At 53.8% G+C, this 24,155-nt stretch carries 20 protein-coding genes and 2 pseudogenes; 14 read left to right on the forward strand and 8 right to left on the reverse strand.

The features are described 5' to 3' along the window. Positions 1–29: 29 nt before the first annotated feature. Entirely contained in the window at positions 30–722 is a 693-nt protein-coding gene (locus BA6348_RS06720) for a CoA transferase subunit A (RefSeq protein ID WP_005835687.1), read from the reverse strand. A 322-nt stretch (positions 723–1,044) separates the two neighbouring features. Between BA6348_RS06720 and BA6348_RS06725 the strand changes: the two genes are divergently transcribed. The 5 genes from BA6348_RS06725 (at position 1,045) to BA6348_RS06745 (ending at position 7,927) form a co-directional block, all read left to right on the forward strand. Continuing rightward, the gene (locus BA6348_RS06725; RefSeq protein WP_026557994.1) at positions 1,045–2,283 is read left to right on the forward strand and encodes an efflux RND transporter periplasmic adaptor subunit; all 1,239 of its coding nucleotides are present in this window, start codon (positions 1,045–1,047) and stop codon (positions 2,281–2,283) included. Beyond that, positions 2,276–5,530 carry an efflux RND transporter permease subunit gene (locus BA6348_RS06730; RefSeq protein ID WP_122953393.1) on the forward strand — a complete coding sequence of 1,085 codons (3,255 nt, stop codon included), beginning with the start codon at positions 2,276–2,278 and terminating at the stop codon, positions 5,528–5,530. The genes BA6348_RS06725 and BA6348_RS06730 overlap by 8 nt, the downstream gene beginning before the upstream one ends. A 151-nt stretch (positions 5,531–5,681) precedes the next feature. Beyond that, positions 5,682–6,206, forward strand: coding sequence for a VanZ family protein (locus BA6348_RS06735; RefSeq protein WP_206699243.1), 525 nt, complete (start codon positions 5,682–5,684; stop codon positions 6,204–6,206). A 60-nt stretch (positions 6,207–6,266) separates the two neighbouring features. Beyond that, positions 6,267–7,385: an acetate/propionate family kinase gene (locus BA6348_RS06740; RefSeq protein WP_005835693.1), complete on the forward strand. Its 1,119-nt coding sequence runs from the start codon at positions 6,267–6,269 to the stop codon at positions 7,383–7,385. Positions 7,386–7,513: 128 nt separating this feature from the next. Beyond that, on the forward strand, positions 7,514–7,927 hold the full coding sequence (locus tag BA6348_RS06745; RefSeq protein ID WP_005835695.1) for a S1 RNA-binding domain-containing protein: 414 nt from the start codon (positions 7,514–7,516) through the stop codon (positions 7,925–7,927). Positions 7,928–8,213: 286 nt separating this feature from the next. On the opposite strand, the gene BA6348_RS06750 is transcribed toward BA6348_RS06745, so the two are convergent. Together BA6348_RS06750 and BA6348_RS06755 are read right to left on the reverse strand one after the other, a co-directional pair. Further along, positions 8,214–8,636 carry a hypothetical protein gene (locus tag BA6348_RS06750; protein WP_005835697.1) on the reverse strand — a complete coding sequence of 141 codons (423 nt, stop codon included), beginning with the start codon at positions 8,634–8,636 and terminating at the stop codon, positions 8,214–8,216. A 12-nt stretch (positions 8,637–8,648) separates the two neighbouring features. After that, the gene (locus BA6348_RS06755) at positions 8,649–9,050 is read right to left on the reverse strand and encodes a hypothetical protein (protein WP_129552178.1); all 402 of its coding nucleotides are present in this window, start codon (positions 9,048–9,050) and stop codon (positions 8,649–8,651) included. Between the two features lie 735 nt (positions 9,051–9,785). On the opposite strand from BA6348_RS06755, the pseudogene BA6348_RS27950 reads away from it, so the two are divergent. Beyond that, positions 9,786–10,456, forward strand: a pseudogene (locus BA6348_RS27950) (ISL3 family transposase). Positions 10,457–10,679: 223 nt separating this feature from the next. Here BA6348_RS27950 and BA6348_RS06765 read toward each other — a convergent pair. After that, positions 10,680–11,189, reverse strand: coding sequence for a rhodanese-like domain-containing protein (locus BA6348_RS06765; RefSeq protein ID WP_007786331.1), 510 nt, complete (start codon positions 11,187–11,189; stop codon positions 10,680–10,682). A gap of 137 nt (positions 11,190–11,326) precedes the next feature. On the opposite strand from BA6348_RS06765, the gene BA6348_RS06770 reads away from it, so the two are divergent. Together BA6348_RS06770 and BA6348_RS06775 are read left to right on the forward strand one after the other, a co-directional pair. Continuing rightward, a complete protein-coding gene (locus BA6348_RS06770; RefSeq protein WP_026557992.1) occupies positions 11,327–12,220 on the forward strand; it encodes a LysR family transcriptional regulator in 894 nt (297 codons plus the stop codon). 5 nt (positions 12,221–12,225) lie between these two features. Then, the gene (locus BA6348_RS06775) at positions 12,226–13,059 is read left to right on the forward strand and encodes an alpha/beta hydrolase family protein (protein WP_039971845.1); all 834 of its coding nucleotides are present in this window, start codon (positions 12,226–12,228) and stop codon (positions 13,057–13,059) included. Here BA6348_RS06775 and BA6348_RS06780 read toward each other — a convergent pair. Continuing rightward, positions 13,056–14,879, reverse strand: coding sequence for an ATP-binding protein (locus tag BA6348_RS06780; protein ID WP_122953385.1), 1,824 nt, complete (start codon positions 14,877–14,879; stop codon positions 13,056–13,058). The two genes, BA6348_RS06775 and BA6348_RS06780, sit on opposite strands and share 4 nt — an antisense overlap. A gap of 5 nt (positions 14,880–14,884) precedes the next feature. Further along, entirely contained in the window at positions 14,885–15,895 is a 1,011-nt protein-coding gene (locus BA6348_RS06785; RefSeq protein WP_122953386.1) for a BMP family ABC transporter substrate-binding protein, read from the reverse strand. 200 nt (positions 15,896–16,095) lie between these two features. On the opposite strand from BA6348_RS06785, the gene BA6348_RS06790 reads away from it, so the two are divergent. Next, complete coding sequence (locus BA6348_RS06790; RefSeq protein ID WP_005835851.1) at positions 16,096–16,287, forward strand: hypothetical protein; 192 nt, start codon at positions 16,096–16,098, stop codon at positions 16,285–16,287. 120 nt (positions 16,288–16,407) lie between these two features. Then, positions 16,408–16,761: a response regulator gene (locus BA6348_RS06795; protein WP_005835853.1), complete on the forward strand. Its 354-nt coding sequence runs from the start codon at positions 16,408–16,410 to the stop codon at positions 16,759–16,761. A 65-nt stretch (positions 16,762–16,826) separates the two neighbouring features. On the opposite strand, the gene BA6348_RS06800 is transcribed toward BA6348_RS06795, so the two are convergent. Further along, positions 16,827–17,813, reverse strand: coding sequence for an ornithine cyclodeaminase family protein (locus BA6348_RS06800; protein ID WP_007786343.1), 987 nt, complete (start codon positions 17,811–17,813; stop codon positions 16,827–16,829). Between the two features lie 17 nt (positions 17,814–17,830). Continuing rightward, positions 17,831–19,132: an MFS transporter gene (locus BA6348_RS06805; protein WP_005835856.1), complete on the reverse strand. Its 1,302-nt coding sequence runs from the start codon at positions 19,130–19,132 to the stop codon at positions 17,831–17,833. 319 nt (positions 19,133–19,451) lie between these two features. Between BA6348_RS06805 and BA6348_RS06810 the strand changes: the two are divergent. The 4 genes and pseudogenes from BA6348_RS06810 (at position 19,452) to ald (ending at position 24,093) form a co-directional block, all read left to right on the forward strand. Continuing rightward, positions 19,452–20,005: pseudogene (locus BA6348_RS06810) on the forward strand (helix-turn-helix domain-containing protein). Between the two features lie 242 nt (positions 20,006–20,247). After that, on the forward strand, positions 20,248–21,387 hold the full coding sequence (locus BA6348_RS06815) for a WD40/YVTN/BNR-like repeat-containing protein (protein ID WP_122953388.1): 1,140 nt from the start codon (positions 20,248–20,250) through the stop codon (positions 21,385–21,387). A 210-nt stretch (positions 21,388–21,597) separates the two neighbouring features. Beyond that, positions 21,598–22,839 carry a PucR family transcriptional regulator gene (locus BA6348_RS06820; protein WP_005835864.1) on the forward strand — a complete coding sequence of 414 codons (1,242 nt, stop codon included), beginning with the start codon at positions 21,598–21,600 and terminating at the stop codon, positions 22,837–22,839. Positions 22,840–22,968: 129 nt separating this feature from the next. Then, a complete protein-coding gene (gene ald / locus BA6348_RS06825) occupies positions 22,969–24,093 on the forward strand; it encodes an alanine dehydrogenase (protein WP_005835866.1) in 1,125 nt (374 codons plus the stop codon). Positions 24,094–24,155: the final 62 nt, after the last annotated feature.

The raw sequence follows: 24,155 nt of genomic DNA on the forward strand, positions 1-24,155 counted from the left end.
ATGACCTTTGTATGTGATCGTGTCGTCGGTTAGGAGCGGACCGTGCGCCGCTCAATCCGTTTTTCAAACGATGGCGCCTGAATCAGCCGCTGGACGTACACGCTTGGCGTATGGATGTGATCCGGGTCCAGCTCGCCTGTTTCCACGATTTCTTCTACCTCGACAATCGTGATTTTTCCGGCGGCGGCCATCATCGGATTGAAGTTTTGCGCGGTCTTGCGGAAGACGAGATTGCCCATCTTGTCGGCTTTCCACGCCTTGATGAGCGCGAAGTCGCCCGTGATCGCATGCTCCAGCAAATACTCCTTGCCGTTGAAGACGCGCGTCTCGCGGCCTTCCGCAATCGGAGTGCCGACGCCCGCAGGCGTGTAGAAGGCAGGGATGCCAGCGCCGCCAGCGCGGATTCTTTCCGCCAGCGTGCCTTGCGGCGTCAGCTCGACTTCCAGTTCGCCAGACAGGAACTGGCGTTCAAATTCCTTGTTTTCCCCGACGTAGGAGGAGACCATTTTTTTGATCTGCTTTTCGCGCAGGAGCAGGCCCAGGCCCCAATCATCCACGCCGCAGTTGTTGGAGACGACAGTGAGGTTTTTCACTGCTTTGTCGCGCAGGGCGATAATGAGATTTTCCGGAATGCCGACCAGTCCGAAGCCGCCGACCAAAAGGGTAGCTCCATCGTGAATATCTGCCACGATCTCCGCATAAGAAGAGTAAATTTTTGCCATGACGATCACTCCCACCATGAAAAAATGTCGTTGTACGCGAGTAAAGGCTTTTTGTAAGCGCTAACAAGCAATCGGACAATTGCTTGAATATTTCCGCCCTTCCATCATACAAGATACGAGTTACAAACAAGTGACGAGAATCCGCCCGATAATAAAAAAATATAAAAAATGACAGAAAAGTGATACAACTGTTTTTATTTTCTGTAAAATATATTTTGTCAATGATTATTCTTCTTGATTCAAGTCAGATGACTTGCCGCTGTTCAGCGAGGCGTTCGCTGGATGAAGCGGGCGGATTATGGAAGGTTGCAGGAGTGAAAGTATGAAAAAATGGATCAGCCTCACGATTGTTGCCCTGCTTTTGACAGGCTGCGAAAAGCTGGACGAAAGAACCGGACAGCTCAAGCGGATGGAAGAAGAGACTGTGATTAAGGTAAAAACGGTAAATGCTTATACGGTAGAGGATAACCAGAACGTGCGCACGATGGAGGTGCCCGGCGTGGTGACGCCTCGCCAGGAGCTGGGGCTGTCGTTTGGCACCTCTGGGAAAATCGCGAGCATTCTCGTCCAGAAGGGGGCGAGCGTGAAAGCGGGCCAGACGTTGGCGACGCTGGACCAGTCGGGATTGCAGGCGGGGATTCAGGCCGCTTCCGGGCAAGTCGCGAGCGCGGCGATCAGGCGCAGCAAGGCGCTGTCCGGGCCGGAGAGCCACGAGGTGCAGACGCAAAAGCTGCAAGTGGAAAAGGCGAAGGAGCTGGCCTTGAAGGCCGAGCGGGAATATTCGCAAGCCACCATACTGTTTGCCAACGGCGCGATTTCCAAGGATGAGCTGGACAGGCTGGCTCTGGCGCAAAAGCAGGCCAGGCTCAGCCTGGAGGAAGAAGAGGTCGCCTACAACAAACTGATGCAGGGTGCGGATCGACTGGACGTCGAAGAGGCAGAGGTCGGGGTGAGCCAGGCGAACGTCCAGCTCAGCCGCGCGAAGCAAGAGGCGGCCGACGCCGTGCTGAAAGCGCCTTTTTCCGGAGTCGTGGCCGAAATCTCGCAAGTTGCCACCCAGCAGACCGGACCTGGCAGTGAAGTCATTCGCCTGGTCGATACGAGCACCTGGATTGTCAAGCTGCAGGTGGACAGCGAGCAGATCGGCAACTGGCAGACCGGGGCGACCGTGCACGTAAAAGCGGCGGACGGCAGCGAGGCCGAGGGCAAAGTGACGTTTGTCTCGCCGACCATGGATCAAAATGTAGGGGCGTATCCGGTCGAGGTGACGGTCAACGGCAGCGCGGTGAACTGGAAGGGCGGCATGACGGTCACTTGCCAGTACGCGCTGTCCGGGAAACAAGGGGTGCTCGTGCCCGTCGCAAGCATCGGCGTTGCGGAAGAAGAGTATTACGTCATGAAAATCAACGAGAACACCGTGGCAAAGACACCTGTCAAAGTAGGAGCGCTGCACGGTACGTTTTACGAAGTCCTGGAAGGGCTTGAGCCGGGCGATCAGATTGTCGGATCGGGTCTTTCCTACGTGGTGGACGGCGAGGCGGTGAAGGTGGCGGATGAATAACAAAGCGTTTCTGTCAATAGCTCCTGCCCTCGCCCGCCTGATCGCTGTGCTTCTCTGCCTGTTTGCGATCAGCGCTTTGTTCAGAATGGATGTGCAGACGTTTTCCGACCGGGGATTGCCGGAGTACAACATCAACCTCATCGCGCCAGGACTGACGGCGGATCAGGTAGAAGCGTCGGTCACGCGAAAAGTCGAGGAAGCCGTGCGCGCGATGGGCAGCGCTGTGATGATTTCCACCGACTCTCGCCCCGGCGCGGGCACGATTACGGTGCAGACGGCGGAAAACCTCGGCTCCGATTACAAGGAACGTCTGGAACAGAAGCTGTCACAGGTCGCGAAGACGCTGCCTGTCCAGGAGTACAGCATCAGCCAGGAAAAGCTGGGAGACAGCCTGGTCGGGTTTTACCTGCTTCATGGCAGCGATGTCCAGACGCTGTCCAATGTTGCGCGCTATACCGTCTATGAAAAGCTGATCCAGACGCCGGGGGTTGCCCGTGTGGAAGTGGACGGCCAGCCGGTTCGCGAGCAGATCGAGGTCGTTTTTCGCCCTTCCATGCTGCTCGTGTATGGCTTGACTCCGGGGGATGTGCTGAACCAGCTTCCGAGTGACGTGATCGGGGAAGAAATCGGTACAGTCGGAAAGACGGCGGATCGCACCGCCTTTACGTGGACGAGCCAAACGGAAGGGCCACAAGGGCTCGGCAAGCAACTGATCGCGACTGGCAAAGGATATGTGCCGCTCTCGCTGCTGGCGGATATTCGCGACACGCGAGGCAGCAAAGGCGAAGAGGTGAGTGTATATCGCGGCTCCCCGGCGGTAGGAATCTCGGTCTACGCGGCAGAAGTGGGACAAATCCCTTCCATCCGCAAAGAAATAGCCAACATGGTGGCCGAGCTGAACGAAGAGGCGGCTGGCAAGTATGAGCTGGATCTGTTCGAAGATCACGCCTTGCCCATCTCGGCGGCGACCGGGCAGTTGGCTTTGCTCGCAGGATTGGCTGCGCTGCTCTGCGCGCTTTTCCTGTTCGCTTCCTTGAAACGCACAGGCCCTGCTGTTCTGTCGCTGCTCGCAGTGTTCATGGCGGCGGGGGGCGTGCTGGGCGGCATGTGGTTGTTTGGGCTGAAACTGACCTTCTTCACACTGGGTCCGCTGCTCGTGTTTACGATTGTTTACCTGATTGCGGGCGTTGCTTTTTTTTCCCGTCTGGACAGGCTTGGCGCCTACTCGTTCTCGGGCAGCCTGAAGACCGCCTGGACGGTGATGAAGCCGCTGCTGCTCGCGCTTGTCGTCATGGCGGCCGCCTGGTTCACCGTCGTCATGACGGATATGCTCAAAGCCGAAGACAAGGTCGTCCTGTTCGACGCCTGGCCCGTGCTCGTTTTGGGCGCGGCGAGCCTTGCGCTCGTGTACGGCTGGGTCGTTCCGGTGCTGGCCGGAACGTGGCTGACAGCAAGAGAGACGCCAGCGGACGAAAGCAGTCCGCGCGCGCCAGGACGGTTGACGCGCACACTCGTTGCCCGCTGGGAGCGGCTGGTGCAGCAAGGCTACTTGCCATTTGGCCTTACGCTCGTATCGTCCGTCGTCTTTGTTTTGTTCTTGCAATCGTTTGTTCTGGTGGAGCCGTTTCGCGACGTGAAGCCAAACGGCAAGACGTTGTCGCTGCCGATGGTTCAGGAAAGCAGCGTAGACGATGCGATCAAGGCGGCGCAGACGGCCGAGGAACGGCTGCGCGGCCTGGCAGAGGTGGCTGACCTGTACACAGTTGCTTCGCGCGAGCGGTTGACGATGCATCTGAAGCTGACGGACAAAGCGGATTGGACCCGCTCCGTTCTCGATCTGGAAAAAGAGCTGGACAAAAGGCTGCGCGATATCCCGCAGACGGACCCGTTCGCGCTGGTCGTCAACGAGGAGCAGAAAACGCGTCTGGAATTTACGGTCAAGGGCCCTTCGCAGGAGACGGCGAACCATATTGCCAAGAAAATTCTCGAATACTTGCAGCAAATGAGGTGGCGCGACAATGACGGCCGGGAGATCGTGACCGATGAACGGATCGGGCCGAAGCCGCAAACCGCGTTGATTGACATTCGCCCGAAAGCGGAGATGCTCGCGCGCTATCATCTGAGCGAAGAGGAGATCAAGCGCCAACTGGAAAGCTATCTGGGGGAAAAGCGGGCGGGAAGCATCCACGTAAACGAGCGCAATGTTTCCGTAGTCGCCCGCTTCCCGGACAAGTGGATGGACCACCCGGAGCAGGTGAAGCAGATTCTCATCCGCACCCAGCAAGGGCCTGTTCGCCTGGCCGATCTGGTCGACTGGTCCAGCGGCGGGCAGCCGCAAGTGTATGAGCGCCAGGACGGCATGTACGTGGTCAAGGTCAGCAGCGCCATCGCCGACCCGAGGTGGATTGACAACCTCGCGTACAACCTGCCGCTGGCGATGCAAGAAAAGATCAACGTCCCGGAAGGCTATACGATTCTCAACGAGGATGAACTGAAAAAGCTGAGCGAGGAGCAGTCAGACAAAAAAGACTGGAGCGGCCGGTTCATCGTGATGATCGCGATGGTCGCTGTCGTCCTGATGGCGAGCCTGCTCTTGCGGCGTAGAACGCGGGATGGCTGGTTCGCCCTGATCCTGCTGCCCGTCCTGTCAGGGGGAGTGACGCTCGGGCTGCTTTTGCTGGATCACCCGATGAACGTGATGGGCTTCTACGGCATCGCGGCAGCGGCTGCCCTGCTCATCTCGCTGGCCTTGCTTCACCTCGACGAACTGTCGGCAGCCCATGACGAGCAGCCGAGCATCTGGGAAGGTGTGCGTGTCGGGGCAAAACGCGCGTGGGCAGCTCAGGCGGGTGTGGCCGCTGCGGTCGCCATCGCCTGCCTGCCCGTTGTCGGCAGGTGGATGGCAGGCGGCGAGTCGTTTGCCTCTTTTGCCAGCAGTTTGTTGTTCGGGACCGTGTTCGCTTCTTTTGTCACCCTCGTGCTCGTGCCGGGCATGCAGCACGCAGCCCAATGGCGCGAGAACGTCCAGTCGGATTTGTCGCTGCCCGTGCTCGTGCGACGCCTTCGCGACTGGCAGGACAACGAGCGGATTCGCCGTCGCGACTTGAGGGAAGTAAAGCGCAGACAAAAGCAGCTCGCAAACGAGCTGCGCAAGGAACAGCAGGACAGCTCCGCCAATTCGAAAAAAGCTTTGTCGCAGGAGGACTTTTTGCCGCTCCCGACAGGCACAGACGACGCCAAGCCGTAACGGCTGGCGTCTTTTTCTTGACTGAAACAACCTTCCGCTGAAACGCGGTCGCTCAGCTTTGAGAAGGCGATGATAAAGGTTTTCTTATTTGTTCACAGGCTCGGCAAGGACTTTTGGCGCGATCTCGGGTAAGATGAGGGAAGAACGGAGTATGGGAGGGAACCCAGGCGTGCGCCGCTATCGAAAACTGTTGGATTACTTGCTGTTGACTGCGATTTTGGTGGGCTTGTTCCTGTCGTCCTCCCAGCCATACTACAAACAGGATTTGCGGGGAACCATATCCAAAGTCGTAGATGAAAAAAGCTGGAACGAACGGATGGAAGGGATTACCATTCCGTATGCCGGACGCGAAATCAGCGTCGAGAACAAGGGAGCCGCAGGCTTTATCGAGTTTTTCCTCCGCAAAGGAACGCATTTTACCGTGTTTGCCCTGCTGGCGTTCAGCTTTTACCGCGTGTTTTCCCACCGTCTTGCATTTGCTGTAGCATTGCCCTGGAGCGCCTTTTGCAGCTTGCTGGCGGCGGTTTTGGACGAGTGGCATCAGACGTTTACCCCGGATCGGACAGGAATGGTGAACGACGTTCTGTTGGATTTGTCGGGTTCTGTCACGATGTTGTTGATAATTCTTCTCAATTACATGTATTCACGAAGAGCATATCATTATAAGATGAAGTGAGCGACCGCCATCCTGACCGGGGCTGTTGCTTATTGAGAGATTAGGGAGTGGATGAGATTCGTGTCAGACAAAAAGAACGTGCTCGTACTGAACTGCGGCAGTTCCTCGGTGAAGTACAAGCTTTATGAGATGCCGGGCAAAACATTGCTCGCCCAAGATTATTTACAACAAATTCAACGCGACGAATACGAAGATACGATTCGTGGCGTGTTTGAAACATTAAAGCAATACCGCATTGACATTATCTCGCACCGGGTCGTTCACGGCGGAGAAGCATTCAAACAGTCCGTCGTCATCGACGAACAGGTAAAAGCGGAGATTCGCAGCCTGTCCCGCTTTGCGCCGCTGCACAACCCGATCAACCTGACCGGGATCGAGATCGCGCAAAGCATCTATCCTGAACTGAAGCACGTGGCTGTTTTTGATACCGCGTTTCACCAAACTATGCCGCCATCCTCTTACTTGTACGCGTTGCCATACGAGTATTACGAGCATTACGGCATCCGCAAGTACGGCTTCCACGGCACGTCCCACCGCTATGTGATGAGCCGGGCAGAGGAGATGTTGAACCGGCCGAAGGAGCAGCTCAGGCTTATCAGTTGCCACATCGGCAGCGGCGTCAGCATTACGGCGATTCGCTACGGAGAATCGTTTGACACGTCGATGGGCATGACGCCGTTGGCGGGACTGTCGATGGGAACGCGCAGCGGCAACATCGACCCTGGCATCATTCCTTACATTGAAGAGATCGAAAAGACGGACACAGCGGGCGCGATTACGATTTTGAACAACAAGAGCGGACTGATGGGCGTCTCCGGCGTCTCCAACGATTTGCGCGACGTCATGGAAAAGGCGGCAGAAGGGCATTACCGCAGCCAGCTTGCCCTGGAATTGTTCACGACGATCCTGCATAAACATATCGGGCTGTATCTCGCACGACTAAATGGCGTCGACGGAATTATTTTTACGGCAGGTGTTGGAGAAAATAGTGCTACCGTCCGTGAAATGGTTTGCACCGGGCTGGAATTCGCCGGGGTCAACTTGGACCGCGAAGCGAACCGGGCAAGCAAAGGCGAAGCGTTTATCAGTACGGAATACTCTCCGGTAAAGGTCATGGTAATTCCTACCAACGAGGAGCTTGTAATGGCTACAGACGCCTACGAGCTGTCTTTTCAATAGCTTGAAGTGCGTCACCTAGAAAGAATAGGCTTTTCAGTATTGGAATTTCTCTGCTATACTAGGAGAATGAGGCTTCTGGTTTGAGGTTCTCACCATTTTTCTGAAATAATAAAAGGAGTGCAAACTGGATGGCAGTACAAGTGGGAAGCATCATCGAAGGAAAAGTGACAGCGATTAAACCGTTTGGGATGTTCGTAGCAGTCAGCGAAACCGAGCAGGGGCTGGTCCACATTTCCCAAGTAGCAAACGGTTTTGTAAAGGATATCAACGATCACTTTACCGTGGGGGCACAAGTAAAGGTCAAAGTTCTCTCCATTGATGATGCAGGTAAAATCTCGCTTTCGGTTCGCGCCGCACTCCCAGCGCCTGAGCGTCCGGAGCGCGAAGAGCGCCGTGGTGGTGGTTATCGTGGAGGCGACCGCGGAGGAAATACAAAACGCGATAGCGCTGCTTCCTTCGAGGACAAATTGAAAAAATGGTTGAAGCACAGCGAAGAGAACCTTGCGACGATCAACAAAAAGAACGCAAAACGTGGCTATTAAAGCCTTGTGATAACGGAAGAAGGACGGGATATCCCGTCTTTTTTTTACGCTTGGAAGCTAAGAAAAGGCAGGGGAATCCCCTGCCTTTTTGCGTGCGCTAATAGATTAATTCCCGAGTTCTGGCTTTACCTTGTTCTTCTTGGGTTTACAAAAAAACGACACAGTGGAAAGACACGATGTCCGGTGGTACAAAAGTCGGCCCTTGTTTAAGGCTTAATTGCAAAATAGACAAAATGACCGCCTTGGCTTGTCAAAGCTCAAAGGCGGTCATTCTGTCTATTTTGCACTATTCCTTTATCCGTTCCTCAGTGACTTTTCCGTCACCGATGCTAAATTGGCCAATAACAGTCTTTCCATCAACGTCATACAGAGGGATGTGGCGACTTCCCTTCGCATTAAGCTGTTTGGTCAAGGCTACTGCTTCACTCGGATTCTTGGGCTTCACCCCTCTTAAATCCTCAGAGCGAACGTATCCAAGAGTCCCGTCCACGCCATATGCCTTAATTAAATCCGGCTCTGCCCCTAGGGAAGTGACATTTAATGCAGAACCATAAGTTTGTCCTTGCTCGTTTATTGGGAACTCTGGAACAGGTGTAGGGTCTTTATCAAGTCCTAATGCAATGCCAGAACCAAAAGATCCTATTACAATCCCGGTTAACAAAGTAGCATAGACAATTACAGTTCGTACACCAAGTCGCTTAATTTGCATTGGGTTCACCTCCTAAAAGTTGATATTTGGAGTAACGTTTGTGAGATAGGTTCGATAGCCGCTACCATCAAAAACTTCAGTTGCACCTCGGCTGTTATAGATACCTGAGCCGCAGTTGCCATACGTTCCAACCCTCATGGAGGCTGTTGCAGAAGAGTTGTAAGTCATTTCTGAAGCTTTACACAAAGCATCTCCTTTAAACAGCCTTGGACCTGCACTCATATATCCCACTGGTATTTTACCCGAATTTTGACTTCCAATCTCTGCTGTATAATACACGTTGTCACCAGTTTTTTCAACAGTTGCCTGATTGTAGTATGAATAGCCACCAATTGGACCAAAGTTGTACACTCGGCTTTCTGCAGCAGATGCATAAACTGCCGTTGCACTTACTCCAATAAGTAAGCCTACCATAAATGACTGGGTGACAACCTTACTATATCTTTTACTTACTAGAAATCGCCTCCCTTCTTAACTTGTTTATACTATACAAAAAGCTTTTTGTATAAAGATGTAAAATTTATAAATGTTTGATTCATCACCATAACCCGTGCTAGACATTGAAAAAACGTAGATGTTCCTCTATCGTGAAAGTTGTCCTGACCATCACAAGATAGGAGGAAATCTACGTTGTCTAACCAGTTTACCACAGACTTAATCGGCCTTCCATCGTTTCAACTTTCCCATTGGGACAAAACGACTGAAACCGATTGGGTAGTGACTCTCACTCCCAATCCAGCCTCTCATCTGTGTCCTCTCTGCCTGAAAGAGAGCACCAATCATGCTCGCCCAGGGTACCGTCTTCTTCGTCACCGCTTTATTTCTTCATGGGGTACTGTCTGGGTACGTGTTCCTGTATATCGACAACGTTGCCACGATTGCCAGATCACCTGGACTCTCGAATGGGATGGAATTCCCTATCGAGGAACGGCTACTTTTGCGTTTCGTCAAATGGCCGTTGAGTTGTGTCAGAAGAGGGATTTGCTTAGCGTTTCCAAACAACTCGGAATCTGCTATACGACATTGGAACGGTGGTATTACGAACTGGCTCCTCAGCTTCTCGCTAAGCCCCAAGATCATCTTACGCCTACTATGGTCTGTCTGGACGAGTTTGCTCTCCAAAAAGGACACAAGTACGGTGTCAACCTCATGGATGCACAAAGCGGGCATATCTGGCAGGTTACAGAAGGGCGTTCACGTGAGCAGGTTCGTCAGGCTCTCATGAACTGGCCCTTTGCTACGCCTCCACAGGTTGTTGTGACAGACTTGGCTCCTGGAATGGCTGAGACGGTTCGCGGTGTTTGGAAGGATGCCACGGTAGTAGCGGACAAGTTCCACGTCATTCAGCTCTTCTCCAAATCGTTAGAAGCTGCTCGTAAACGTACCCGTTCGCGGGGAACTCATCGCCGGGGTAGACATGAACAACGTCTGCTCCACACATCTCCTGATAAACTGAAACCTGAGGAACAGGAGGAATTGAAAGCCTGGTTCGCTCAAGATCCCCATTTGGAACGCCTTACAACGCTCTTCAGCACATGAGAACGGTATATGCAGCTCAGACAGAAGAGTCGGGAAAAGAAGCACTCCAACAATGGATAACCGAGCACCTCACATCTCCCACCTCTGCCGTCCGTTCGATTGCAAAAACAATCGTTCAATGGCGACAGTCGGTTCAGAATTATTTTTCGTTTCGAGTTACAAATGCTCCGATTGAAGGGACACACAACAAAGTGAAAGTCATCAAGCGACGAGCCTATGGGTATCGCAACATCGAGCGGTTCAAGATTCGAATTCGGCTGGAGTGTAAACCAGCCATATAAAAAAGTGAAAAACTACGCTAGAGGAAGATCAAGCACGTTTAATGGTGAAGAGCTATAAAATTGCATAAATAGAAAAAACAGGAAATGTAATACGAGAAAAAAGGAAATACGTAGCAGGATTTGTTTGGCAGGTTGGACCATTTGGCAGCGGTTAAGCCAAGTGATGCCCCTGGCATAAACAAACTCCGCTGCCACACCAAGACGGACGGGAAGAAGATGGCTGTTATCCTTCTACATGGATGACAGCCATCTCTTCTTGTTGCCCGTTTTTATTAACAACCTGATTAGACGAGCTTTCAGGCTTGGGAGCAGTCGCTAACGCCATCATGGGGCGTTCGTTCCACCCCCTTCCCCTCCCGCTGCCAATACTCCATCCCCCAAGCATCTCCTTGACGGCAAAGCCCAGTTCGGCAAGCTTGGCGCACGCTTTCGCTGCACCGTTGCAGGCCGGGCCCCAGCAGTAGACGACGAGCAGCTTGGAACGGTCCAGGAAAGCGGTCGTCTCTGCTGAGATCAGCGGGTGGGGCAGCGAAAAGGCGCCAGAAACGTGGCACTCTCGATACGCCTTTTCGCTGCGGGCGTCGAGAATGACAAAATCGGCTACGCCGTTTTGCAGGTCGTGCGCAACGTTGGACACATCTGTTTCCAGAGCGAGCTTGGCGAGAAAATGACGCTGCGCTTGCGCCAGGGGAGCGGCTGGGGTTTGCAATACGCTTGAGATTCGCATGGACATGTGACATCCTCCTTGGCTTGAGATGATCTCAACTTCAACTTCGACTTCAGCTTAGCATTGATCGAATCATCACCATTATCTATACTATTCCATAAACATCATCATCCATTTCTATAGATGAACAGGAGGGAGCCGCCATGGAGCTGGTGTATCTGCATACGTTTCGCGAGGTGGCCAGATGGGGCAGCTTTACCAGGGCGGCAGAGGAGCTTGGCTATGCGCAGCCGACGGTGACCGCCCAGATGCAAAAACTGGAGCAGTCGTACGGGGTGCCGCTGTTCGAGCGCTATGGGCGCAAACTGCGGCTGACCCAGGCTGGAGAAGCACTTTTGCCGTATGCGAGGGAAATGATTCGGCTATATGGGGAATCTAAGGAGGTCGTGAACCGCCAGGAGAGCGGTCCGCTGACGATTGGCACGATTGACACGCTGGCGGCTTTCTTTTTGCCGCCGTATTTGCAGAGCTTTCGCGAGCATTATCCCAAAGTGGATCTCGTGTTGCGCACGGCCGGCGAGGAAGCGATTTTGCAGCAGCTTCACGAAGGATATCTGGACCTCGGGATCATTTTTGATCGCCGCTGTACCGACAGAGAGCTTGTCGCCGAGACCATTGCCCAGGAGGAACTTGTGATCGTCATGCCTCCCGAGCATCGGCTGGCGGGCTTGCCTACGCTCACCGCCCGCGATCTGGAAAACGAATCGTTCATTCTCACAGAGGAAGGCTGCACGTACCGGGGAATGCTGATTGACGTGTTGAACGAACAAGGCATTGCTCATCGGATCGCGTGCCAGTTCAGCAACCCGGAAGCGATCAAGCAGTGCGTGCGCTGCGGGTTGGGAGTAGCGCTCTTGCCGTCCATGGCTGTGCGCAGAGAGCAGGCGGAGGGGGTGCTTGCTGCCGTGCCTTTTCAAAACGACAAGCCTCCGTTTTTCATCCAGTTGGTCTACCACCAAAAGAAGTGGCTGTCCCCGTCGATGCAGTTTCTTGTAGAAAAATGGACGTCAAAAAGAGCGAAGAGAGAGGAATCGTGAGCAGGATGCAGGTTGATTTATCGCCATTTGTTGCTGTCACTTGCGAAGAGTCGGTCGTGCCGAACGTCGCGCTCTACACGGTCAGCTACTACAGCGACGGCTTGTTGGTCAAGGCGGCTTTGGCTGTACCGGAGAGCTTTCTGGCCGACGGGGCCAGACTCCCGGCGCTGCTCTACTGCCGTGGCGGGATCAAAGGGATTGGCCGGGTCCGGCCGGAGCGGATCAGCCAGATGGCGGCCTTTGGCTACGTGATCCTCGCCCCGCACTATCGGGGAAACGAAGGCGGGGAGGGACGCGACGAGTTTGGCGGAGCCGATCGGCAGGACGTGTTTGCGGCGTACGAGCTGCTTGGCAAGCTGAACATCGTCGACGCCCGCCGGATCAGCGCGTACGGCTTTTCCCGGGGCGGGGTCATGGCGTTGTTTGCGGCGATGGAGTGCAAAGGCTTGCTGGCGACGGTCGTCTGGGGCGGCGTCAGCGACATGGCGCTCACGTACGAGGAGCGGGTGGACATGCGGAGAATGCTACGTAGGCTGATCGGGCACCCGCGCAAGCAGGAGGAAGCTTACCGCTACCGAACCCCGCTGTATCGTGCGGCAGAGATTGCCTGTCCTGTGCTGATTATTCACGGGACAGAAGATGAGAACGTGAGCGTAGAGCACGCCCACAGACTGGCAGAGGCGCTGCGCCAGGCCGGTGTCCCCCACGAAAAATGGCTGGCGGAAGGGGCCAGCCATCTGTTTGTAGGAGACGAAATCGAGTTGTACACGCGCAAAATGTTTGCCTGGCTGGATGAACGCGGCCAGGAACGGGTCGCTGCCACCCAGGCGCTAACCTAATCGACTTTCGGGGTAAGCGGCAGCGTAATCGTAATTTCCGTTCCCTGTCCGGGGGTGCTTTTCACTTGCAGCTCGCCGCCGTGGTTTTCGACCATGCGGCGCGAGATCGGCAAGCCCAGCCCGGTTCCGTCTTCTTTCAGGGAGAAGAACGGCTCGAAAATCCGCACGAGATACTCCGGAGGAATCCCTTCTCCCGTATCTTTCACTTTTATATGTACCGCTTTTTCGTCCAGGTGGCTTTCGATGACAAGAAGGCCGCCTTCTTTCATGGCCTCGATACTGTTTTTCATCAGGTTCAGCAAAATTTGCTTGAGCTGCTCGACATCGGCATGCAGGCGAATATGGGGCGCACAGCGATCCACGATCTCGATGCCGTGCAGCATCGCTTCGGCATTCATCAACGGGAGAATCGAGTGGATGACGCCCGCGAGATTGACCTCGCGATAGTCCGGCTTGGACGGCTTGGAGAGCATCAACAGTTCGGTGACGATCCGGTTGACGCGCTCGATTTCCTCCAAGATAAGCGGGAGATAGTAGCGATCCCGTTCCTGATCGGACAGGCGCTGTTCCAGCAGTTGGATAAAGCCGTAGATGACGGTCAGCGGATTGCGGATTTCATGGGCGGCTCCGGCTGCCAACTGTCCGACCATGGCGAGTTTTTCCGACTGGTTCAAGTATTCTTGAATCTGCTCCTGTTCGGTAATATCGAGAAAAGCGACCATCCAGCCCGACTCCTGATCGTGCTGGTGATTGTGCAGCGGCACGTACGAGACAAGCGCGATAAAAGGCGTATCATCCTTCTTGTACAGCGTCATTTTGCGATTGACGAACCAGGGGGAGTCCTGACTGTCGGTTGAGGCGGCAAAAGAAGCATCCTTGCACATCGGGTAGCCTGCCTCATCGACCTTGACGAGATCGTTTGCCAGTTTGTTGACGTGAATGCCAGCTCCGGCATGGGGATGGGTAATGATCCCGACGGGCAGCGAGTTGAGGATTTGCTCCCGAATATTTTTTTCTTCCGTTAAAATTTGCCGTTGCATCGCGTCCTGGGCAAACAAATCGGCAATGTTGCTCGACATCTTGTTGAATTCCTGGGCGAGCTCGCGGAATTCATCCTGGTGCGTGTACACAATTTGCTGCCCGAACGTCCCTTTGGACACTTCGTGAGCCTGCCGCATCAACGACTCGATGGGGCGAAGCAGTTCGTTGCGGAAGTAGAACGTGCAGAAAAAGCCGAACAAAATCGCCGCGACCGAAACGGTGTAGGTGAGAATGAGCGATACGCGAATGCTTTCGTTCGTGTGCTTAAACTCTTTGTTCGTCTTGTACTCCAGTTGGTTGAGCGAGAAGGACAAGTCTCGCTCCAACTGGTCGATCAAAGGCTGGACTTCCTGGCTGAGCACATAGCTGACCGCGGGCACGTTGTTTGCCTTGAGCAGCGGATTGATTTTGTTCAAAAAAAGAAAATCCAGCCTGGAAATCGATTCGATGATGGAGAACAAGCCGCTGTTTTCCTCTGTTTTCGTCAGCGAGGCAAAGCGGGCGGTGTCGATCAGATTGGTGTAATACTGGTCGAGATACGACTCGTCGCGGGTCAAGGTGTACATGTTCAGGGCGTACGTCTTGGTGTAAATCTGGTTTTTGACCTCCAACAGTGCGCTCGTTTGCGGCAAGACGTTTTGCGTCAGGTGCACTTCATCGGAGGTTACTTTTGTCATCTGGTAGCTGAACAGGCTGGTGACACATCCGATCAAAAGCATCATGACGAGATAGCTGAGCATGATTTTTTTCTGGAATCCAAGATTTCTGAACAGGGACATGCAAATTAACCTCCAAATGAACCACGGGAAGAAGTGAGACGCTGCATTTCCCGTTCAATATCTTCACGAACTTCCGGGGGCACCATCGGGCCGAACGGGCTGAAATGGTTCACGCCTTCGGCCAGGCCGTACACGACTTTGCCGCTCGGAAGCCGGCCTGCCATGTACTGCTCCAAAATAATCCGGTAGCACTGGCGCACGTCCTGCACCAGCGAGGCGAGAACGTAGTCCGGCGCAATGTAGCGCTGGTCCGCGATGTAGCCGATGGTGTACACCTTGGCCCGCTGCGCTTCGGTAATGACGGCGAGGTTGAAGCTGTCGCCGGTCGTGTAGATGACATCGACGCCGCGGGCGATCATCTCGCGTGTCTTCTGCACCGCATTTTCTATGTCATTAAAATCTGACACTTTTCCGATCACGACCTCCGTTTTCGGGGAAACCTTTTTTACCCCTTCGCGAAAGCCCTCGGCCTGGGCAAGTTCCGGCGGTTTGTCCACCAAAATATAGCCGACTTTGCGGGCGCGGGACATTTTCGCTGCGAGCATGCCGACGAGCTTGCCTGCGGGCTTCATGTCGTAGCGAATCGTCGTCTGGTTGGGATGCGGGGCTTCCCCGTTAAAAGAAACAAAGCGGGTATGCGGATATTGCAGCGCCACGCGGGTAAACGGTTCGGAAAAAATCACGCCATGTCCCAGGATGAGATCGTAGTCATTGGCGGCGTATTTTTGCGCCACGTTCATAATTTGCTCCGGCTTTAAATTGTTCGCGATTTCCAGGGAAAAGCCGAATCTTTTTTGCATTTCCGTGATGCTTTCCATCGCGCTGCTGTTCCAGCCCTGGTCGTAGGTAGGACCTTCCAGCAGCAAGGCCACACGCAATATGTCAGAAGAAGGCCCGCGTTCATTCATGACCTCTTCCAAATGCTTCATACTGGTGATGAACTGGCTGGTAATGAGCAGAAGCAGCCCGACAACCAAAGCGGTGAACAGGGCAAAAAAAGGCTTCAGCTTGAGCATGGATAAATTCTCCTCCAAAGGAAACAGGCGTAGATTCAAGTAATCGGCAAAGAAGTGCACTCCTATTATATCGGAAAAGTGCCGCGATGAAAAAAAGAGGAAATGATGGAGGCAGGTGGAGCTGCATGGAAAAAACGGATCAGGACACGCTAAGGAGGAAAAATACGCAGCAAAAGCGATAAAAAAGGGAGGCGTCTGTCATGGAAAAAGAGATCGTGGAAATCCCGCAAACCGATATACCGGATGAAGTGAGACAGGTCGATTTGCCGGAAATAGGCGAGACGACCCCGCACCCGAAGCCGGAGAGTCCGCTTGCTTCGGGCGCGGGCGAGCAGTCGGTTGGCGAGCGCGGTACAGGCGATGCTACAGGGCCAATCGGCTTTCTTCCATAGGGGAGTGTGCTGCAAACGTTTGTTTCGACAAAAGAAGTCATTTTCTCTCGTGGACAAGGCTTGCGATTTCTGCAAAAGTAATAGGTAGAATGCGAGCAAGATGTGAGGGGATAGGACACCATGGCCCGATTGCTGATTGTAGATGACGCAGCCTTCACGAGAAGGATGCTGACGGATATGCTAGGCGAGCAGCACGAAATTTGCGGAGAGGCGAGCAATGGCTTGGAAGCGATTGAAAAATACAAGGAATTGAAGCCGGACATCGTGACGATGGACATCACGATGCCGCACATGCACGGGATTGAAGCCATGCGCAAAATACTGGATTACGATCGGGATGCCAAGGTGTTGATTTGCTCGGCAGTCGGCCATCGACAAAAGGTGCTGGAGGCGATGAAGACGGGGGCGAGCGACTTCGTCATCAAGCCTTTTCAAAAAGAGCAAATTCTCGATGCGATTTCACGCTTGCTGTAAGCGAACAGGAAACAGCCGCCAAAGCGATGTGCTCTGGCGGCTGTTTGCGTGCAATTTTGGACGCGTTACAAGGAAACTTCCGTGCCGATTCCGGCGGCTTTGGCCCGTTCGTACACCGTCTTGGCTACCGCTGTATCGAGATAGGCGATTCCTACCGACTTGTACAACGTAATTTCCTCTTCGGTTTCCCTGCCCGGCTTTGCGCCGATCAAAATTTCGCCCAATTCCGCATGCAATTGCGCGAAGCTCCATTCGTTTTGCTCAATCGGAATGAGCAGATCGCCTGCCTCGTGCTCGGCGCCTTCCAGCGTGTCGACGACGACCTTGCTTTTTTGCACCGTGGCAGCGTCCACCTCGCGCATGTGCGGGAGAAACGCGCCAATCGCATTGATATGGGTGCCAGGGCGCAGGCTCGCGGCGGCAAACAGCGGCTCGGTCGCTTTGGTGCTGCAGATGACGATCTGTGCCTGCGCGACCGCTTCGTCGGCATTGTCCACGACCGTCAGCTCTCCTTGCCAATCCGGATAGAGCGCCCGCAGGCTCGCTTTCATTTCGTCCGCTTTTGCCCGAGTGCGGTTGTAGAGGAAAATGCGCCGCAGCGGGCGAACCTCCATGACCGCCTGAATCTGGCCGATGGACTGGGCCCCGCAGCCAAGCACTGCGCAAGTGTCGGCATCTTCTTTTGCCAAGTATTTGGTGGCGACGCCGCTGCTTGCCCCTGTGCGCATGACGGTCAAAAGGCTCGCGTCCATCATCGCGACATGCTGTCCGGTTTTGGCTTCGGTCAGCAGGATGACGCTCTGCAGCGACTTGATGTTGTGCTTGTGGTTCTCCGGGAAAATACTGATGACTTTCACCGCCACATAGTCGTCGCCAGCCAGGTAGGAAGGCATGTACAGGCTGGTGGCGCCGTACTTCGGATGGTCAATCGCGGTCCGCACAGGCGTGGTGACCTCTCCTTGCATATGGGCGCGAAAGACGTGCTCCACGTCCTCCAGGCAATCTTTCATCGTGTAGATTTGTTCAATATTTTCGCGGCTCAAGACCAACATGTTGCTCATCCTTTCCATCAGGATTTGTCAAAATCCAAATCCTTCGTTTCCTTCGTTGCGAAGATGGCAACGAGTGAGATCATTCCGCAAAGCACAATGTACAGGGCGACAGGAACCCACGAGTTAAAAGAGCTGAGCAGCGCAGTCGCGATCAGCGGCGCAGTGCCGCCAGCCAGGGCTGCACCGAGCTGATACCCCACAGTTACCCCAGTATAGCGCACATTCGTGCTGAAAATCTCGGAGAAAAGCGTACCGAGCACGGCCGTCACCGGAGCCCAGAGAATGCCCAGACCGATGACCGTGGCGACTGTCAGCCACAGCGCAGACTTCGTGGACAGCATGTAAAAGTAAGGGAAGGCAAAGAGCATCATCGCAATCGTACCGCCGATGTACAGCGGCTTCCGGCCGATTTTGTCCGAGAGCTTGCCCATGAACGGAATCGCAATCGTCGTGACCAGCGTGGCGATAGTGACGGCATTGAGCGCGGTAATCCGGTCGTACTCCAAGTAATTCGTCGCGTAGGCGATGACAAACGTGGAGAAAATGTAGAACGGCCCCGTCTCCACGACTTTTGCCCCGACCGCAATCAGCACGGACTTCCAATGGTAGCGGAACGTATCGACAATCGGCACCTTGGCGATGTTGCCACTGGCTTTCGCCGTCTGGAACGCCGGCGTTTCGTCAATGCCATTGCGAATCCACAATCCCACGAAAACGAGCGCAGCACTCAAAATGAACGGGACACGCCAGCCCCAGGACAAAAACTGTTCCTCGGGAAGCGCACTCATCAAGGAAATCGCCAAAGTGCCGAGCAGCATGCCAATCGTTACGCCCATTTGCGGGATGCTGCCGAAAAAGCCGCGACGGCCTTTGCCGGAATACTCAACCGCGAGCAAGAGCGCGCCGCCCCACTCCCCGCCGATCCCCAAGCCCTGGACCAGACGCATGAGTACGAGCAAGATCGGAGCCCAGACGCCGATGGAGTCGTAATCAGGCAGCAAGCCGATCAGCACGGTCGCGCTGCCCATGAGCGAGAGCGTCAGCACCAGCGTTTTCTTGCGGCCGATCTTGTCACCGATGTGGCTGAAAATGACCCCGCCAAGCGGACGGATGAAAAAAGGAAGACCAAACGACAAATAAGAGAGCAGTAAGCCTACAGTTGGATCGGTAGAAGGGAAAAACAGCTTGTTGAAGACGAGAGACGCCATCGTGCCATAAAGAAAAAAGTCGAACCATTCAATCGAGCTGCCAATCAGACTGGCGAACAGCGCCTTGTTTTGAACTTGCCTGGAAACTCCCGCTTGTGGTTGAAGTGCCATCAGTTTTCAGATCCTCCCTTGGTGTGTAGGATGATGTTAGTTGTAAAGTGGGTGCGTGGCGCAGCAGACCACCTGCCTTTCCGGATTTTTGCACAAGTAAGGAAAAGGGAAGCTGGCGACACCGAATTGAAGTGATACTTCAATTTATAGTTGAAGTGACACTTCAATTTTCGGGCGTAAAAAAAGCGAAAGCGCTTTTTGTCTGATAATAGTAAAGATTATAAAAGATAATAATATTTGCCGCAAGAGCGTTTTGCACCTTTTCTGCACACACGGTATGATAAACCTATCCTGCAAAATTCAATTCGAGGTAGAGCGGATGAAACCTACTATTGGCGTCTTGATTAAGTCGTTGCGGCTTGGCAAGAAAAAGACCCTGAAGCAAATATCGGAAAAAACCGAACTGTCGATAAGCTTTTTGTCCCAGGTGGAACGGGGGAAGTCCTCGATTACGCTGGAGTCGCTGAAAAAATTTCGGAGGCGCTGGAGGTCAGCCCGAGCTATTTCTTTTCGGAGAAGCCCGCGAACAGGACTGACCGTGTGCGCCGGGGCGGCAACAAGCCGGCTGCGCCAAGCGACTTCCCGTTTGTGTATGAGGACTTGTCCGGCGATCTGGCGACTCGTCTGCTGGAGCCGATCCTCGTCACCTTACAGCCGCATGAGGACAACGGAACGCCTTTTGTGCACAAAGGACAGGAGTTCATCTACGTGCTGGAGGGCGTGCTGACGCTGCTTTTGGGCGAGGAGGAGCACGACTTGTACCCGGGAGACAGCATCCACATGGAGTCCTCCACGCCGCACAACTGGCTGAACCGCACCGGAGAGGTCGTCCGTTTTTTGTGCGTCAATTCGGTTGCGGAAAAAGAGCAGTAGAAAAATGGTCAACCTATGCGGCGATCGCTTCCAGGTATTGTGCAGGGGAGCGGTCGCCGAGTTTTTTGCGGGGACGTTCGTTGGGGGAGTCGATGTATTCGCCAATGGGTTTGCGTGCCGTGCGTGCCGCAGTTTTGCTGTCAGGTTTCTCAAGATAAAGCTGAACAGGGGAGTTCCTGGGCTGAATGGAGAATAGCGTCTGCGGACTTCAGGTGTTTTATACATGACAGGAGGTCGTACATTTGGCGAGCAAACTAAACAAGCTGATTTATATAGGAATCCTTTTATGCCTTTCCACATTAATCGCCTGCTCGGTTACTCCCCCAACAGAAAATGTCACGGAAGCAATTAGCCTTCCTAAAATCATAATGAACACGGAAAACATTGGGTGGTCGGTTGTTCAGGAGTCACTCTTACGGACAACGGACGGAGGCGTCCATTGGAAAGTAGCAAGTCCAACGGATGTAAAAGTTTCAGAAGGGCAGTATTTTATCTTGGACGATAAGCAAGCGTGGATTGCATCAGATCATGAATCAACGGTAACGATCCATCATACTAGGGATGGAGGAAAAACGTGGAAAACGATGGGGGAGATAAAAACCAAAGGAATTTTTCCGCGGATTTTCTTCACAGACGAGAAAAGCGGTTGGATGATGGTATCGATTAAAAGAGCCATGAATGCGGATTCTGTCCAAATTCTGCAAACGACAGATGGTGGTGGAAAATGGAGAACGGTTGCAGAATCGGAATCAACCGAAACAGGAAATGTCCCTGTAGAGGGAAATAAGACGGGCATTTCCTTCCGCGATAGGTCTACTGGCTGGATTCGTTCTGTCCAATTGGTGCAGGAATTACCCTGGCTTTCTCATACGAAAGACGGGGGACTTTCGTGGAAGAAGCAGTACCTCATTGTTCCCAAACTAGAGGAACCTGCCCCCTTTACTTTTGATTCGCCAAAGTTTTTCTCCGAGAAAGAAGGAATCCTCGTATTCCACAGTGAATGTGAGCGCCAACAGTGTACCTATTTCTTCCAAACAACAAATGGCGGAGATAGTTGGGTCCATCATACAGTATTAAAATACAACAACCCGAATTTTTACATGAATTACGATTTTGTATCCATCCATACTGGTTGGACTACGGACGGGGAAAACTTGTATCACACGAATGATTCTGCAATGAGTTGGAAAATGCTGGTCAAGAACAGAGAAGTCGACAAAACCGTTGCGGATAGCGACCGGATTGTCTCGATTGATTTTGTTACGGATCAAGTAGGATGGATCGTCATGTCCAGTCAAGTGGCGCCAAATCAATTATTCAAGACAACAGACGGCGGCCATACTTGGCAGATCGTCCACCCACGTCTCGTCGATCGTCATTAGATTGTTTTATGCGCAGTATCCGCATGGCTCATTGTTATGCGGCCCCCTCCAGTTGCTCCAAAACAAGGAAAAGGCATGCCTGAGTCTTGCCATGAGGGGAGATTATCAAGAGAGCAGCCATGCGCTGCTGCGCCGGAAAAAGTGCGTCCCTCTCCTGCTTTCTTGTATAATAAAAGCACACGTATGAAAGCGCGGTAAAGAGGTGGAAATGTGTCCGTAGAGCCTAACTATTTTCAACAGTATCAGCATGCCGATATAGACGAACTTGCCGATGTGATTGGCGAGCTTTTGCAAAACCCGATTACGGTTGAAGATGCGGATCACAAGCTGATTGCCTACAGCTCTCACGGGGACAGCACGGATCAGGCGCGCTGGTCGACGATCATGGGGCGGAGGGTGCCGGAAAAGGTGCTGACCCGGCTGTGGAAGGACGGCGTGTTTCAGGAGCTGTTGACGCAGGATGATCCGGTGCACATCCCGGCCAAGGATGAAGTCGGCCTGGGCAAGCGGGTGGCGATCGCCATTCGCCGGGGCAGCGATGTGCTCGGGTATATTTGGGCGCAGGAAGTGAATCGGCCGATTACGCCCGAAGACGATGAGATTTTGCGCCAGGCGGCACGAGTAGCGGTTTCGCGGCTCATGCAGCGGCAAGGCAAGCGCAAGGCCGAGGAGCAGCGGCGCAAGGAGTTTTTATGGGAGCTTTTGCTCGGCAACCACAAGAGCGAGAGCGCCATCCGGCAAAAAGCGGACAGCCTGCAAATGCAGCTTCCGACCTCTTATTTGATATGCATTATCGAAGCGGCCGGAGCGCGGCTCGACCAGTATTTGTACCCGCTCCTCATGCGCGACAAGCTTTTGTGGGTCGTGGACGGCTCGCAAATCATCCTGCTGATCGGGCTTAGCGAGGACGGCAAAAAAGATGTGCGCGAAGTCCTGATTCGCAAGGTCGAGCAGTTTTTAGCCGATTCCTTGGGCAAGCTGGAAGCCCACGTCACAGAAGGGCGCCAGGTAGTTGCCGGATACGGGCTTGGCTACCGGACGTACTCGGAGATTGTGAAAAGCTACAGGGAGGCGCTGCACGCGCTCAAGATCAAAAAGCTGTTCCCAAAGGAAAACGAAGGCGTTTACGGCTACCACGAGCTGGGCATTTACCGCTACCTTTTGCAGTTGAAGCAGTGGGAAGCGGAGCAAGGCTACGAAAATGAACGGCTGGAGAAGCTGCGGCAGTACGACCGCGACAACCAGACGGCGATGCTGGAGACGCTGGAGACGTTTCTCGATGCCGCAGGCAAGGTAAACGTAACGGCCCAGCGGCTGCACATCCACATCAACACGCTGAGCTACCGGCTGCGGCGGATCGAGGAAATCATGCGGGTCGATCTGGAAAATATGAACCAGCGGGCGGCGCTCTACCTGGAGCTGAAAATGGCGAAGCTCGATCAGGAACAATAGTTCGTTTGTGAATTTTCACAAAAAGAAGGACGGCAAAATTAAAGGAATCCCCAAGGAAACGCTACCAACTGTCGCTGTACAATGATAGTAATCTCATTAAATCGGCGTTTCCAAGGAGGACTACCTATCATGATCGTTGGCATTCCAAAAGAAATAAAAAATAACGAAAACCGCGTAGCCATCACGCCTGCAGGCGTAGCCGCTCTGGTGCAAAACGGACACTCTGTCCGCGTAGAAACCGGCGCAGGCCAAGGCAGCGGCTTCACCAACGAAGACTACACTGCAGTAGGCGCTGAGATTGTCGCGACCGCAGCAGATGCGTGGGCCGCTGACATGGTCATGAAAGTAAAAGAACCGCTTCCAGCCGAGTACGGCTACTTCCGTGAAGGTCTGATCCTGTTCACGTACTTGCACCTCGCTCCAGAGCCTGAGCTGACTCGTGAACTGATTGATAAAAAAGTAATCGCAATCGCGTACGAAACCATCCAGCTCGACAACGGCGCTCTGCCGCTCTTGATGCCGATGTCCGAAGTTGCGGGCCGCATGTCCGTGCAAATCGGGGCGCAGTTCCTGGAAAAACAATACGGCGGAAAAGGCGTGCTGCTCGGCGGCGTACCTGGCGTGCCAAAAGGCGAGGTCGTCGTCATCGGCGGCGGGATCGTAGGGACAAACGCTGCGAAAATGGCGCTCGGTCTCGGTGCAAACGTAACGATCATCGACGTGAACGCAGACCGTCTGCGCCAGTTGGATGACCTGTTCCAAGGTCGCGTGCAAACGCTGATCTCCAACTCCTTCAACATCGCAAACGCGGTGAAAAAAGCAGACCTGCTCGTAGGCGCTGTCCTGATCCCTGGCGCACGCGCACCTCGTCTCGTAACGGAAGACATGGTCAAAGCGATGACACCTGGTTCCGTGATCGTAGACGTGGCGATCGACCAAGGCGGTTCTATCGAAACTATCGACCGCATTACGACGCACGACAACCCAACTTATGAAAAACACGGCGTGATCCACTACGCAGTAGCGAACATGCCTGGTGCGGTAGCTCGCACTTCCACGCTGGCGCTGACCAACGTAACCGTTCCTTACGCTGTGCAACTGGCGAACAAAGGCTACGCCCAAGCGATCCGCGACAACCGCGCGCTGGCTAAAGGCGTAAACGTCATCGACGGAAAAGTAACCTGCAAAGCGGTAGCCGATGCGCACAACCTGCCATACGCTTCCGTGGAAGAAGTTCTGCTGGTGAAAAACTAATCCGGTTTTCTGAAAACAAAACTGCTTGCCGCAGATGTCGGCAAGCAGTTTTTTGCTGTCTG

Source organism: Brevibacillus agri (assembly GCF_004117055.1).
GTDB lineage: Bacteria > Bacillota > Bacilli > Brevibacillales > Brevibacillaceae > Brevibacillus > Brevibacillus agri.

Excerpts from the sequence above, each read along its gene's own strand:
- BA6348_RS06755 (WP_129552178.1), bottom strand. The coding sequence starts at position 9,050 with ATGGTAGGCTTACTTATTGGAGTAAGTGCAACGGCAGTTTATGCATCT.
- BA6348_RS06790 (WP_005835851.1), top strand. The coding sequence starts at position 16,096 with ATGGAAAAAGAGATCGTGGAAATCCCGCAAACCGATATACCGGATGAA.
- BA6348_RS06750 (WP_005835697.1), bottom strand. The coding sequence starts at position 8,636 with ATGCAAATTAAGCGACTTGGTGTACGAACTGTAATTGTCTATGCTACT.
- ald (WP_005835866.1), top strand. The coding sequence starts at position 22,969 with ATGATCGTTGGCATTCCAAAAGAAATAAAAAATAACGAAAACCGCGTA.
- BA6348_RS06735 (WP_206699243.1), top strand. The coding sequence starts at position 5,682 with ATGGGAGGGAACCCAGGCGTGCGCCGCTATCGAAAACTGTTGGATTAC.
- BA6348_RS06725 (WP_026557994.1), top strand. The coding sequence starts at position 1,045 with ATGAAAAAATGGATCAGCCTCACGATTGTTGCCCTGCTTTTGACAGGC.
- BA6348_RS06730 (WP_122953393.1), top strand. The coding sequence starts at position 2,276 with ATGAATAACAAAGCGTTTCTGTCAATAGCTCCTGCCCTCGCCCGCCTG.
- BA6348_RS06785 (WP_122953386.1), bottom strand. The coding sequence starts at position 15,895 with ATGCTCAAGCTGAAGCCTTTTTTTGCCCTGTTCACCGCTTTGGTTGTC.
- BA6348_RS06775 (WP_039971845.1), top strand. The coding sequence starts at position 12,226 with ATGCAGGTTGATTTATCGCCATTTGTTGCTGTCACTTGCGAAGAGTCG.
- BA6348_RS06720 (WP_005835687.1), bottom strand. The coding sequence starts at position 722 with ATGGCAAAAATTTACTCTTCTTATGCGGAGATCGTGGCAGATATTCAC.
- BA6348_RS06795 (WP_005835853.1), top strand. The coding sequence starts at position 16,408 with ATGGCCCGATTGCTGATTGTAGATGACGCAGCCTTCACGAGAAGGATG.
- BA6348_RS06745 (WP_005835695.1), top strand. The coding sequence starts at position 7,514 with ATGGCAGTACAAGTGGGAAGCATCATCGAAGGAAAAGTGACAGCGATT.
- BA6348_RS06765 (WP_007786331.1), bottom strand. The coding sequence starts at position 11,189 with ATGTCCATGCGAATCTCAAGCGTATTGCAAACCCCAGCCGCTCCCCTG.
- BA6348_RS06780 (WP_122953385.1), bottom strand. The coding sequence starts at position 14,879 with ATGTCCCTGTTCAGAAATCTTGGATTCCAGAAAAAAATCATGCTCAGC.
- BA6348_RS06805 (WP_005835856.1), bottom strand. The coding sequence starts at position 19,132 with ATGGCACTTCAACCACAAGCGGGAGTTTCCAGGCAAGTTCAAAACAAG.
- BA6348_RS06770 (WP_026557992.1), top strand. The coding sequence starts at position 11,327 with ATGGAGCTGGTGTATCTGCATACGTTTCGCGAGGTGGCCAGATGGGGC.
- BA6348_RS06800 (WP_007786343.1), bottom strand. The coding sequence starts at position 17,813 with ATGTTGGTCTTGAGCCGCGAAAATATTGAACAAATCTACACGATGAAA.